Annotated in this window: 8 protein-coding genes; 3 read left to right on the top strand and 5 right to left on the bottom strand. The window is 74.2% G+C overall.

Annotated elements, in window-relative coordinates; genetic code table 11:
• The first annotated feature begins 139 nt into the window (after positions 1–139).
• On the top strand, positions 140–2,311 hold the full coding sequence (locus IEZ04_RS17090) for an ATP-binding protein (RefSeq protein ID WP_229821090.1): 2,172 nt from the start codon (positions 140–142) through the stop codon (positions 2,309–2,311).
• Positions 2,312–2,466: 155 nt separating this feature from the next.
• Here IEZ04_RS17090 and IEZ04_RS17085 read toward each other — a convergent pair whose 3' ends face one another.
• Complete coding sequence (locus tag IEZ04_RS17085; RefSeq protein WP_189217746.1) at positions 2,467–3,174, bottom strand: PP2C family protein-serine/threonine phosphatase; 708 nt, start codon at positions 3,172–3,174, stop codon at positions 2,467–2,469.
• A gap of 207 nt (positions 3,175–3,381) precedes the next feature.
• Between IEZ04_RS17085 and IEZ04_RS17080 the strand changes: the two genes are divergently transcribed.
• Complete coding sequence (locus IEZ04_RS17080; protein ID WP_229821089.1) at positions 3,382–5,487, top strand: ATP-binding protein; 2,106 nt, start codon at positions 3,382–3,384, stop codon at positions 5,485–5,487.
• A gap of 216 nt (positions 5,488–5,703) precedes the next feature.
• Positions 5,704–7,830 (top strand): ATP-binding protein, encoded by a 2,127-nt coding sequence (locus tag IEZ04_RS17075; protein ID WP_189217744.1) that lies wholly within the window; start codon positions 5,704–5,706, stop codon positions 7,828–7,830.
• Between the two features lie 93 nt (positions 7,831–7,923).
• On the opposite strand, the gene IEZ04_RS17070 is transcribed toward IEZ04_RS17075, so the two are convergent.
• The 4 genes from IEZ04_RS17070 to IEZ04_RS17055 are packed head-to-tail and all read right to left on the bottom strand — an operon-like array spanning position 7,924 to position 13,161.
• On the bottom strand, positions 7,924–9,636 hold the full coding sequence (locus IEZ04_RS17070) for a bifunctional uroporphyrinogen-III C-methyltransferase/uroporphyrinogen-III synthase (protein WP_189217743.1): 1,713 nt from the start codon (positions 9,634–9,636) through the stop codon (positions 7,924–7,926).
• Positions 9,633–10,634, bottom strand: coding sequence for a hydroxymethylbilane synthase (gene hemC, locus IEZ04_RS17065; RefSeq protein WP_189217742.1), 1,002 nt, complete (start codon positions 10,632–10,634; stop codon positions 9,633–9,635). Before hemC ends, IEZ04_RS17070 begins: the two co-directional genes overlap by 4 nt.
• Positions 10,631–12,409 (bottom strand): glutamyl-tRNA reductase, encoded by a 1,779-nt coding sequence (locus tag IEZ04_RS17060; protein WP_189217741.1) that lies wholly within the window; start codon positions 12,407–12,409, stop codon positions 10,631–10,633. The genes hemC and IEZ04_RS17060 overlap by 4 nt, the downstream gene beginning before the upstream one ends.
• Entirely contained in the window at positions 12,406–13,161 is a 756-nt protein-coding gene (locus tag IEZ04_RS17055; protein WP_189217740.1) for a redox-sensing transcriptional repressor Rex, read from the bottom strand. The genes IEZ04_RS17060 and IEZ04_RS17055 overlap by 4 nt, the downstream gene beginning before the upstream one ends.
• Positions 13,162–13,380 lie beyond the last annotated feature (219 nt).

Below are 13,380 nucleotides of genomic sequence, written 5' to 3'. Positions count from 1 at the left end.
GGAAAGGTGTGGAGCACTTTCTCACCTCCGGCGGCGGGCCGTGGGCGAAGCGGCCGAAGTTCTGCGGGCGGGCCCGATGTGCTGCTAGCACCGACTCACCCGCGGACAGAAGCCGCGTCGGGACGAGGAGGAGTTCGCAGTGGCGGAAGAGCGGCGGGTGGGGAACCTGCCAAGGGAGACGGTCCGTCTGGTGGGGCGGCGGGCGGAGCTGGCCCAGGTGGGGCAGACGTTCCGGCGGTCGCGGCTGGTGACGGTGACGGGCGTGGGCGGAGTGGGCAAGACCCGGCTGGCCCGGCGGGTCGCGGGCGAGGTGCAGCCGGGCTTCGCGGACGGAGCGTGGTGGGTGGAGCTGTCTCCTCTCAGTGCGGGCAGAGGGGCGCTGCCGTACGCGATCGCCGAGGCGCTGCCCCTGGCCGACCAGACCACCCGGCCCATGCTGGAGGTGGTCGCCGAGTACCTGGCCGGCCGCGACCTGCTGCTGGTGTGGGACACCTGCGAGCACCTGGTCGAGGACTGCCGGGAGACGGCGGAGACGCTGCTGGCCGCGGCCCCGGGCCTGCGCATCCTGGCCACCAGCCGCCGCCCGCTCGGCCTGCCCGCCGAGGAGGTGGTCACCCTGGAGCCGCTCCCGGTGCCCGAGGCCGACGATGCGGCGGCCGAGGGCAACGACGCGGTGGTGCTGCTGACCGAGCGGGCGGCCGAGGCGGTCCCCGGATTCGCGGTCACCGACGCCAACCGGGGCGAGCTGGCGGCGCTGTGCCGCCGTCTGGAGGGGCTGCCGCTGGCGTTGGAGCTGGCCGCGGCCCGCCTGCGCGAGATGCCGCCGGCCGAGCTGAACCAGCGCCTGGCCGACCGCTACACCACCCTCGGCGACACCGACGGCGCGGACTGCGACGCCGATCCTCCCCCAAGCTCTCGGCTCCGCTCGAGCAGGGAGGGACCCCCATGGCACCAGGCACTGCGCACCGCCATCGGCTGGAGCCACCAGCTGTGCACCCCGGCCGAACGGCTCGCCTGGGCGCGGCTGTCGGTGTTCGCCGGTTCCTTCGACATGGAGGCGGCCCGCCGGGTGCTGGCCGACGAGCGCCTGCCCATCGCCCAGGTCCCGCACCTCGTAGCGGCGCTGGTGCAGGACTCGATCCTGGAGTGGACGCCCACCGGGGCCGGGGAGCGGTACCGGATGCTGGACACCCTCCGTGAATACGGCGCCTTCTGGCTGCACGAGCTGGGCGAGGAGCGGACCGTGCGCCGTCGGCACCGCGACCACTACCTGGTCCTGGCCCGCGCCGCCGACGCCGCCTGGATCGGCCCCGGCCAGGCGGCCCTGTACGACGGGATGACCGCCGAGCACGCCAACCTGCGCGCCGCGCTGGACTTCTGCCTCGCCGAGGGCGACGGAGGGACCGCGCTGGAGATGGGCGGCGTGCTGTGGTTCTTCTGGTTCGCCTGCGGCTTCGCCCGGGACGGCCGCCACTACCTGGACCGGGCCCTGGCCCTGGACCCGGCCCCCGGGCCGACTCGGGCCAAGGCCCTGTGGGCCTGCGGCATCGCCGCCATCGCCCAGGGCGACACGGAGACCAGCAGCCGTTTCGCCACCGCCTTCCGAGCCGCCGTGGCCGACGACACCGACCGTACCGCCCCTCTCGCCGCCGCCTATCTGGAGGGCGGCAGTCTCACCGTCAGCGGTCACCAGACGCGGGCCGCCGAGGTACTCGACGTATCGGCGCACACCCGGCCGTGCCGCGGGCGCTACGACGCGGCGTGGTTCCTGGCACGCGCCGCACGGGCCTTCGTCCACGTCCACCTCGGGCAGTTCGCCGACGCCTTGGCCGTCGCCGACGATCTGTGTGCCGAATGCGGTCGGCGCGGTGAGACCTGGGCCCGCGCCTGGGGCGACTACATGCGCGCCCTCGCCGCGCTGGGACTGGGCCGGGCCGAGGAGGCCGCCACCCATGCCCGCACCGCCCTCGACGGCAAGCGCCGCCTCCGCGACAGTCTCGGTATCGCCATGGCCGTCGACCTGCTCGCCTCCGCGGCCGTCGCGGCCCGGAACGCCGCACAGGCCGCCCGGTTCCTCGGCGTCGCCGAGCGGATCTGGCGCACCCTCGGCACCCCTCAGATGGGTATGCCCGAACTCGTCGCGGCCCGGCGCGCGTGCGAGGCGGAAGCGCGCCGCCTCCTCGGCGACGACGCCTACAAGGCCGCCTTCCATGGCGGCTACCACACCGACCCGGACGCCGGCATCGCCGAAGCCCTGCGCCCGTCCGGCCCCTCGCACCACGCCCCCGCACAGCCCGGACCCACCGGCTGACCAGCCAGGAACCCACGGCGACGCACCGCTGCCCCTCCGGCTGACCCCGGCCCGCCCGGAACATCCCGACGGGCGAGGGCCCGGCCTCGCCGTGAAGCCGGCTCAACCCGTCGAGGAGGCCGTGGCCGCGGGGCCACCCCTGCCGACGTGAACCGTCAGGGTGGTGAGAGGTGGGTGCCGGGGGCCGGCTGTAGGAGCATCAGGGTGAGGTCGTCGGTCGGGGCGGCGCTTCCGATGTGCCGCTGAAGGAGGTCCAGGAGGCGGTCGAGGGCCTCGTCGAGGGTGGGCGCGAGCAGGGCGCCGAGGGCGTGCTCGTCGAGGGAGAAGAAGGTGTCGTCGGCGGCGCGGGCATCGGTGAGGCCGTCGGTGTGGAGCAGCAGGCGCTGGTGGGGAAGGACCTTGGCGCGCTGGACCTGGGGTTCCGGGTCCAGGCCCAGGGGCGGGCAGGGGAGGGGCGGGGCGAGCGGCACGAGACATTCGTCGATGCGCAGGGGCGGTGGGTGGCCGCAGTTGACCAGGCGGACCTCGTTGGGGCGGAGGTCGGCGAGGAGGAGGGTGACGAAGTCCTCCTCGCCCAGGTGGGGGCGGATGCGGGCATCGAGGGCGCGGACGAGGCGGACGGGGTCCTCCTCGGTGGCCGCGATGTCCCGGAAGGCGGCCAGGACGACGGCGGCCAGCGGGGCGGCGGCGGGGCCGTGGCCCCTGACGTCGCCGATGAGGAGCCGGGGTCCGGCCGGTGTCATGACGGCGTCGTGCACATCGCCGCCCACCCGGACCCCGCCGGCGGGGCGGACGCGGACAGCCAGGGCGAGACGAGCCTCGGCCATCAGCATCGGCAGCGATCGGGCGCCGTCCGCGTGCACCGCACCCCTTCCTGTAATGAACACGGCTCGCCCCGGCTTGTGAGCAAGGAGGCGCGCAGCACTATCTCACTCGCGGTGGCGGTCCGTGGGCGAAGCGGCCGAAGTGCTGCGGGCGGGCCCGGCGCGCTGCTAGCACCGAGTCACCGCGCGCGAGGAAGCGCGGCGGGAGCGGGAAAGGGGACGGTCACGGTGGCGGCGGAGCGACGGGTGGGCAACCTGCCGGAGGAGAGCAATCGTCTGGTGGGGCGGCGGGCGGAACTGGCGCAGGTGACGCGGGCGTGCAGGCGGCACCGGCTGGTGACGGTGACCGGAGTGGGCGGGGTCGGCAAGACCCGGCTGGCCCGGCGGGCGGCGGACGAGCTCCAGCCGGGCTTCGGGGACGGAGCGTGGTGGATGGAGCTGTCCCCGCTCAGTGCGGGCATGGAGGCGCTGCCGTACGCGGTCGCCGAAGTGCTGCCGCTGGCCGACCAGAGCACCCGGCCCATGCTGGAGGTGATCGCCGAGTACCTGGCCGGGCGGGAGGCGCTGCTGGTGTGGAACACCTGCGAGCACCTGGTCGAGGACTGCCGGGAGGCGGCGGAGACGCTGCTGGCCGCGGCCCCGGGCCTGCGCATCCTGGCCACCAGCCGCCGCCCGCTCGGCCTGCCCGCCGAGGAGGTGCTCACCCTCGATCCGCTCCCGGTGCCCGGGACCGACGACGACGGTGCGGCGGACGCGGTGGTGCTGCTGGCCGACCGGGCCGCACAGGCCGTGCCCGGCTTCGCCGTCACCGACGCCAACCGCGCCGAGCTGGCCGCCCTGTGCCGCCGTCTGGAGGGGCTGCCGCTGGCGTTGGAGCTGGCCGCGGCGCGGCTGCGCGAGATGCCGGTGACCGAGCTGAACAAGCGGCTGGCCGACCGCTACGCGGTCCTCGGCACCACCGACGGCGGGACCTACGGCGTCCGTCCGCGCTGGCACCAGGCGCTGCGTACCGCGATCGGCTGGAGCCATGAGCTGTGCACCCCGGCCGAGCGGTTGCTGTGGGCGCGGCTGTCGGTGTTCGCCGGCAGCTTCGACGCGGAGGCGGCCCGGCAGGTCTGCGCCGACGCGCGGCTGCCCGGGGAAGAGGTGCCGGCGCTGCTGGGCGCGCTGGCGGACAAGTCCATCCTGACCTGGGTGCCGACAGGGGGCGGCGAGCGGTACCGGATGCTGGACACCATCCGGGAGTTCGGCACGTTCTGGCTGCACGAGCTGGGCGAGGAGGCAGCGCTGCGGTGCCGGCACCGGGCGTACTTCCTCACGCTGGCCCGCGCGGGGGACGCCGCCTGGCTGGGGCCGCATCAGTTCGCCTGGTACGACCGCATGGCCGACGAGCACGACAACCTGCGCGCCGCACTGGAGTTCTGCCTGGCCGAGCCGGCCGGGCACGCCGCGCTGGAGCTGGCCGGCGCCCTGTGGTTCTTCTGGTACGCCTGCGGGTTCGCCCGGGAGGGCCGGCACTACCTGGACCGCGCCCTGGCCGCGGACATCGCACCGAGCGGGGCGCGCACCCAGGCCCTGTGGGCCGCGGGGCTTGCCGCGGTCGGCCTCGGCGACGCGGAGTCCGCCGCCGCCCGCAGCGAGGAAGGGCTGGCTGCCGCCGAACAGCAGGGCGACGACGCCCTCGATCCCGCCCTGGGGGCCTTCGTGTGCGCCGTGGCCCTGCGGGGTGACCTGGCGGCCATGGAGGCCGTGGCCGACCGCATCTTCGCCCTGCCGCAGAAGGACGACGTACTCACCCTGGCCCCGCTCTTCGGCCTGCAGGTCCGTAGCCACGCTCTCATCTCCGCGGGAGAGCCCGCGAAGGCGCTGCTCCACCTCGAGCGGCTGCGCACGCTGTGCGACCGGCACGGCGAGCGATGGACACGCGCGTTCGGTGACTACTTCCAGGCCCAGGCCGAACTGGCGCTCGGCCGGCCCGACGCGGCGCAGCACCACGCCCGGGAGGCGTTGCGGATCAAGCACCGGCTCCACGACCGCATGGGGATCGGTCTGCTCATGGACACGCTCGCCGTGGCCACCGGCGCCGCCGGGCAGGCCGAGCGCGCGGCCTGGCTGCTCGGCCTGGCCCATCAGGTCTGGGACACCCTGGGGGCGCCGCAGATGGGCCAGCCCCAGTGGGTGGCCGCCCGCCAGGCGTGCGAACGACAGGCCCGGACCGCCCTCGGCGACCACGGCTACCGGCTCGCGTTCGACACCGGCCACGCCACCGACCTGGACACCGGCATCGCCGAGGCCCTCGTCCCGCCCGACCCGGCACCCCACACCCCCGCACAGCCCGGCGCCACCGGCTGATCAGGCCGGAACCCACGGCGATGTACTGCTGTCTCCGCCGATCAGGTCGTCGACCGCCTGCGCCGAGCAAGAAGACGCAGGGCACTTTCTCACTTCCGGTGGCGGGCCGCGGGCGAAGCGGCCGAAGTGCTGCGGGCGGGTCCGGCGCGCTGCTAGCACCGAGTCACCACGCGCGAGGAAGCGCGGGCGGGAGCGGGAAAGGGGACGGTCGCGGTGGTGGCGGAGCGGCGGGTGGGCAACCTGCCGGAGGAGAGCAATCGCCTGGTGGGGCGGCGGGCAGAGCTGGCGCAGGTGAGACGGGCGTGCGGGGAGCACCGGCTGGTGACCGTGACCGGAGTGGGCGGGGTGGGCAAGACCCGGCTGGCCCGGCGGGTCGCGGACGAACTGCAACCGGGCTTCGCGGACGGGGCCTGGTGGGTGGAACTGTCCCCGATCGGCGCGGGCAGGGACGCGCTGCCGTACGCCATCGCCGAGGCACTGCCGCTGGCCGACCAGACCACCCGCCCGATGCTGGAGGTGGTCGCCGAGTACCTGGCCGGGCGACAGGCACTGCTGGTGTGGGACACCTGCGAGCACCTCGTCGAGGACTGCCGGGAGATGGCGGCGACGCTGCTGACGATCGCCCCGGGCCTGCGGATCCTGGCCACCAGCCGCCGCCCGCTCGGCCTGCCCGCCGCCGAGGAGGTGCTCACCCTCGATCCGCTGCCGGTGCCCGGGACCGACGAGGACGAGGCGGCGGACGCGGTGGTGCTGCTGGCCGACCGGGCCGCGCAGGCCGTACCCGGCTTCACCGTCACCGACACCAACCGCACCGAACTGGCCGCCCTGTGCCGCCGCCTGGAAGGGCTGCCCCTCGCCCTGGAGCTGGCCGCGGCCCGGCTGCGCGAGATGCCGGTGACCGAGCTGAACCGGCGCCTGGACGACCGCTACGCGATCCTCGGCACCACCGACGGCCCGGACTACGACGCCGACCCGCCCTGGCACCAGGCGCTGCGCACCGCGATCGGCTGGAGCCACCAGCTGTGCACCCCGGCCGAGCGGTTGCTGTGGGCGCGGCTGTCGGTGTTCGCCGGCACCTTCGACACGGAGGCGGCCCGGCAGGTCTGCGCTGACAAGCTGCTGCCCGGCCAGGAGGTACCGGCCCTGCTCGGGGCGCTCGTGGAGAAGTCGATCCTGGTCTGGGAGCCGACCGGGGCCCAGGAGCGGTACCGGATGCTCGACACCATCCGCGAGTACGGCGCCCACTGGCTGCGCGGCCTGGACGAGGAGCGGGTGGTGCGCCTTCGCCACCGTGCCCACTTCCTGGACCTGTCCCGCACCGCCGACGCCGCCTGGTCCGGGCCCGGTCAGGTCGCCTGGCACGACCGGACGGTCGAGGAGTTCGCCAACCTGCGGGCCGCACTCGACTGCTGCCTCGCCGAGGAAGACGGGCACGCCGCGCAGGAGCTGGGCGGGGCGCTGTGGTTCTTCTGGTACGCCCGTGGTTTCTCCAACGAGGGCCGTCACTATCTGGACCGGGCCCTGGCCCTGGCCCCGGGCTCCGGGCCGGCCCGCGCCAAGGCCCTGCTGGCCCGCGGTCTGGTCGCCGTCGTCCAGGGCGACGGACTGGCCTGTCTCCGCCTCGCCGCCGAGTTCCGCGAGGCCGTGGCCGGGGACACCGACGACACCTCCGTGTTCGCCGCCGCCTTCCTGGAGGGCGTCGGTCACGCGGAGTGCGGCCGGCACGCGCAGGCGGCCGAGGTGTACGACGCGACGCCGCGCACTCGGCCCGGCACCGGGCGGTACGCCGCGATGTGGTTCCAGTTGCAGGCCAGCTCGGCCTTCGTCCGCGTCAACCTCGGACAGTTCGACGACGCCGAGGTGATCGCCACGGAACTGCGCGCCGAGTGCGTCCGGCGCGGCGAGGTCCATGTCCGCGCCTGGAGCGACTACATCCATGCCCTCGCCACGCTGGCCCTGGGACGGGCGGAGGAGGCCATGGCCCACGCCCGCAACGCCCTGGACGGCAAACGCCGCCTGCATGACAGCCTCGGCATCGCCGTGACCATCGAGCTGCTCGCCTCCGCCGCCGGCACCGCCGGGGACGCCGCACAGACCGCACGGCTCCTCGGCCTCGCCGACCAGATCTGGAACACCCTCGGCAGCCCTCAGGCGGGCATTCCCGAACTCATCGCCGCCCGCCAGGCGTGCGAGGCGCGCACCCGCCATCTCCTCGGTGACGACGCCTATCGGACCGCCTTCCGCACCGGCTACGACACCCACCTCGACACCGGCATCACCGAAGCCCTGCGCCCACCCGACCCCTCGTACCAGGCCCCCGCACAACCCGACCCCACCGGCTGACCGGGCCGACCCCCACGACGACGGCTCAGGGGTGCCCCGAACACCGGGACACCCCTGAGCCGTCGTTCCACCAGGCAGCGTACGAGGGACCGATCAGGTCGTCGTCGTCCGCCTCCGCCGAGCCCCCGGCCGCCGCTCGCTCGGCCGCGTCACCGGGTCCCCGGCCTCCAGCGCGGCCGCGCGCCGGCGTGCGCCGAAGTCCGCCAGCGCCTCCGCCAGCTTGTGCACCGACGGCTCCGGAGCCATGACGTCGACCCGCAGGCCGTGCTCCTCGGCGGTCTTGGCCGTCGCCGGGCCGATACAGGCGATCACCGTCACGTTGTGCGGCTTGCCCGCGATGCCGACCAGGTTGCGCACCGTGCTCGACGAGGTGAACAGCACCGCGTCGAACCCGCCGCCCTTGATCGCCTCACGCGTCTCGGCCGGCGGCGGCGACGCGCGCACCGTGCGGTACGCCGTGACGTCGTCGACCTCCCAGCCCAACTCGATCAGCCCGGCGACCAGGGTCTCCGTGGCGATGTCGGCGCGCGGCAGGAACACCCGGTCGATCGGGTCGAAGACCGGGTCGTACGGCGGCCAGTCCTCCAGCAGGCCCGCGGCCGACTGCTCGCCGCTCGGCACCAGGTCCGGCTTCACGCCGAAGGCGACCAGCGCCTTCGCCGTCTGCTCGCCCACCGCCGCGACCTTGATGCCCGCGAAGGCGCGCGCGTCGAGCCCGTACTCCTCGAACTTCTCCCGTACGGCCTTGACGGCGTTCACCGAGGTGAAGGCGATCCACTCGTAGCGGCCCGTCACCAGGCCCTTGACCGCGCGCTCCATCTGCTGGGGCGTGCGCGGAGGCTCGACGGCGATGGTCGGGACCTCGTGCGGCACGGCCCCGTAGGACCGCAGCTGGTCGGAGAGCGACGCCGCCTGCTCCTTCGTCCGCGGGACGAGCACCTTCCAGCCGAACAGCGGCTTGGACTCGAACCACGAGAGCTGGTCGCGCTGCGCGGCGGAGGACCGCTCGCCGACCACGGCTATCACCGGGCGCCCGCCGTCCGGCGAGGGCAGCACCTTCGCCTGCTTCAGCGTCTGCGCGATGCTGCCGAGGGTCGCGGTCCAGGTGCGCTGCCGGGTCGTCGTACCGGCGATCGTGACCGTGAGCGGGGTGTCCGGCTTGCGGCCCGCCGACACCAGCTCACCGGCCGCCGCCGCGACGGAGTCCAGCGTCGTGGAGACGACGACGGTGCCGTCGGAGACGCCGACCTCGGTCCAGCAGCGGTCGGAGGCCGTACGGGCGTCCACGAACCGTACGTCCGCGCCCTGCGCGTCCCGCAGCGGCACACCCGCGTACGCGGGCACGCCGACGGCGGACGCGATGCCGGGCACCACCTCGAACGGCACGCCCGCGGCGGCGCACGCGAGCATCTCGCCGGCCGCGTAGGTGTCGAGTCCGGGGTCCCCGGTCACCGCACGGACGACCCGCCTGCCGCCGCGCGCGGCCTCCATGACAAGATTGGCCGCGTCCCTGGCAGCAGCGGGGGCTGCAGCGGTTTTTGACGAACCGTCGACTACCGCGAGCTGCGGCGTGCCCGTGCCGGGGAACGCGTCCGAGGACGGCCCGGCGTCCGTGTCAAGGACGGCAACGCCTGCCCGGGCATGGGCGCGGACCACGTCGAGCACTTCGTGCTCGCCCACGAGGACGTCCGCGTTGGCCAGCGCCTCGACGGCGCGCAGGGTGAGGAGTCCCGGATCCCCGGGTCCGGCACCGAGGAAGGTGACGTGCCCGTGTTCCGGACCGGCGGGAAGGGTGGTGGGGCTCAATGTGCTCGCTCCCCCATCAGACCGGCCGCGCCCTTGGCGAGCATCTCGGCCGCGAGTTCGCGTCCGAGTGCCATCGCCCGGTCGTGCGTCCCGGGCACGGGACCGGTGGTGGACAACTGCACCAGCGTCGAGCCGTCGGTCGTGCCGACGACGCCGCGCAGGCGCATTTCCTTGACAATCTGCTCGTCGGCCATGGGAGCCTCCCCTGCTCGAGCGGGGTCGAGAGCTCGGGGAAGGTCGGCGAGCGCGCCCACGGGTGCGCTGCAGCCTGCCTCCAGGGCGGCGAGAAGGGATCGCTCGGCGGTCACGGCGGCCCGCGTGTACGGGTCGTCGAGCTCGGCGAGCGCGGCGACGAGATCCGCGTCGTGCGCGGCACACTCGATCGCGAGGGCCCCCTGGCCGGGGGCGGGCAGAACCACGTCGACCGACAGGAAGTCGGTCGCCTCGTCGATGCGGCCGATCCGGTTCAGCCCGGCGGCGGCGAGCACGACGGCGTCCAGCTCGCCCTTGCGGACGTATCCGATGCGGGTGTCGACGTTCCCGCGGATCGGCACCGTCTCGATGGTGCGGCCGTGACTGCGCGCGTACGCGTTGAGCTGGGCCATGCGGCGCGGCGAGCCGGTGCCGACCCGGGCGCCGTCGGGCAGCTCCTCGAAGCGCAGCCCGTCGCGGGCGACGAGCACGTCACGCGGGTCCTCGCGCACCGGGACCGCGGCCAGCGCCAGGTCGGCGGGCTGCGCGGTGGGCAGGTCCTTCAGGGAGTGCACGGCGAAGTCGACCTCACCGCGCACCAGCGCGTCGCGCAGCGCTGTGACGAACACACCGGTGCCGCCGATCTGCGCGAGGTGCTCACGGGAGGTGTCGCCGTACGTGGTGATCTCCACCAGTTCGACGGGCCGTCCGGTGACCCGGCGCACCGCCTCCGCGACCTGCCCGGACTGCGCCATGGCGAGCTTGCTCCGCCTGGTCCCGAGCCTCAAAGCCTGCTGGTCACTCATGCTTGCTCGCCCTCGGTTCTGGCGTTTCGGTCGTTCTCGGTCTCATCGGCCCGCGAGACGGCCGCGACCGTCTCCTGATCCAGGTCGAACAGGGTCCGCAGCGCGTCGGCGTACCCGGCGCCACCGGGCTCGGCCGCGAGCTGCTTGACCCGTACGGTCGGCGCGTGCAGCAGCTTGTCGACCACGCGCTTCACGGTCTGCGCGATCTCGCCGCGGTGCTTGTCGTCGAGCCCCGGCAGCCGGCCCTCGAGGCGTGCGATCTCGCTCGCGACGACCTCGGCGGCCATGCTGCGCAGCGCCACGACGGTGGGCGTGATGTGCGCGGCCCGCAGCGCGGCGCCGAAGGCGGCGACCTCGTCGGAGACGATGCGCCGCACCTGGTCCACGTCGGCGGCCATGGGCGCGTCGGCGGAGGCCTCCGCCAGCGACTCGATGTCGACCAGCCGCACCCCGGTCAGCCGGTGCGCGGCCGCGTCGATGTCACGGGGCATCGCCAGGTCGAGGAGCGCGAGCACGGGCTCGGGCCGGGGCGCCGCGGGGGCGGGCTCGGGGCGGCGCCGCTCGGGCACCCGGCCGGTCACGGAGGCGGTCGCGGCGAGCGCGGTGATCAGCTCGGCGTCGGCGGCACCGGACGCGGGACGGGTCCCCGGCCGGTCGACGGTGCTGCCCTTGTCGACCCAGGTCGCGTGCTGCTCCAGCGTGGCCGCGTCCATCCCGGCCACCGCGCCCTCGCCGAGGACGGAGAAACCGCTCTGCGCGGCCGGCAGGTCGAGGGGGCAGCCCTCCTCGGTCCCGACGGAGGCGGGCGGCAGCGGCGTCTCCTCGCGCGCGGTCGTCCGTACGGCGGCGGACTGCTCCGTACGGCCCGTACGGCCCGTACGACCGGACGCAGGGTCGGAGGCGACGGGCGGCTCGACGGCGACCGGCGCACCGACGCGGCCCTCGACCGCCGCCGCGACCGCCTCGGCCGTCAGGACCAGGCCCGTCGCTCCCGTGCAGGAGACCGCCACGTCGGCACGTGTCAGCTCGTCGTGGATCGCGTCCATGCGGACCGCGCGGGCGACGACGTCCGTTCCGTCCGCTTCGGTGAGGATCTGCGCGAGGCGCTCGGCACGGTCGTACGTCCGGTTGGCGATGACGATCTCGGCGACACCCGCGCGCGCGAGCGTCGCGGCGGCCAGCGAGGACATGGAGCCCGCGCCGATGACGAGGGCGCGCTTGCCCCGGGCCCAGGTCCCGACGTCGGCGCCGTCCGCGAGCTGCTCCAGGCCGAAGGTGACCAGGGACTGGCCGGCGCGGTCGATGCCGGTCTCGGAGTGGGCGCGCTTGCCGACCCTGAGGCCCTGCTGGAACAGGTCGTTCAGCAGCCGGCCCGCCGTGTGCATGTCCTGCGCCCGGGCGAGGGAGTCCTTGATCTGGCCGAGGATCTGGCCCTCGCCGACCACCATCGAGTCCAGGCCGCAGGCCACGGAGAACAGGTGGTGGACCGCGCGGTCCTCGTAGTGCACGTAGAGGTAGGGGGTGAGCTCGTCCAGGCCGACCCCGCTGTGCTGGGCGAGCAGCGTGGACAGCTCGGCGACACCGGCGTGGAACTTGTCCACGTCGGCGTAGAGCTCGATGCGGTTGCAGGTGGCGAGCAGGGCGGCCTCGGCGGCCGGCTCGGCGGCGACCGTGTCCTGGAGCAGCTTGACCTGGGCGTCCTGGGACAGCGCGGCCCGTTCGAGGACGCTGACCGGGGCGCTGCGGTGGCTCAGCCCGACGACGAGGAGACTCATGCGGGCATCACGGCGGGTACGTCCCCGTCGGGTCCCTTCCCGGTCTCCTTGGGCGCCTGCAGCACGGTGCCGGGCTCGCCCGCGGCCTCCTCGCCGGCCTTGCGCTGCTCGTGGAAGGCGAGGATCTGCAGCTCGATGGAGAGGTCGACCTTGCGCACGTCGACACCGTCCGGCACGGACAGCACGGTCGGCGCGAAGTTCAGGATGGAGGTGACCCCGGCGGCCACGAGCCGGTCGCAGACCTGCTGGGCGGCGCCGGCGGGCGTGGCGATCACACCGATCGACACACCGTTCTCCTCGATGATCGATTCCAGGTCGTCCGTGTGCTGCACGGGCATGCCCGCTACGGGCTTCCCGGCCATCGCCGGATCGGCGTCTATGAGGGCGGCGACACGGAAACCACGGGACGCGAACCCTCCGTAGTTGGCCAGCGCGGCGCCGAGGTTGCCGATACCGACGATCACAACCGGCCAGTCCTGGGTGAGCCCCAGTTCACGGGAGATCTGGTACACGAGATACTCGACGTCGTAACCGACCCCACGCGTCCCGTAGGAGCCCAGGTACGAGAAGTCCTTGCGCAGCTTCGCGGAGTTCACCCCGGCCGCGGCCGCCAGCTCCTCGGAGGAGACGGTGGGCACCGAGCGCTCCGAGAGCGCGGTCAGAGCGCGGAGGTACAGCGGAAGACGGGCGACGGTGGCCTCGGGAATTCCTCGGCTACGGGTCGCCGGTCGGTGAGTTCGGCCAGTTGCCACGGTGCTCCTGCGGGTAGAGCGGGGCTGCAGGCGGTCACACGTCCCCAGACCGCCCCGTCGACAGCAGGCTATGTCTTTGTGAACGCGTGCACAAAGATGGTGTCCGATTTGCCCGCCCAACGTGACCGGGCTCACGCACTTCCGGCGCCTCTGCGGGGAACCGGCGCACGAGCCCCGCCGTTCCTCAGATATTGGGGGCAAAACCGCACACTCTCCTCA

It is taken from the genome of Streptomyces ruber (assembly GCF_014648075.1).
Lineage (GTDB): Bacteria > Actinomycetota > Actinomycetes > Streptomycetales > Streptomycetaceae > Streptomyces > Streptomyces ruber.
The sequence above is the reverse complement of the archived record's forward strand: the minus strand, read 5'-3'. Positions and strand labels throughout refer to the sequence as shown.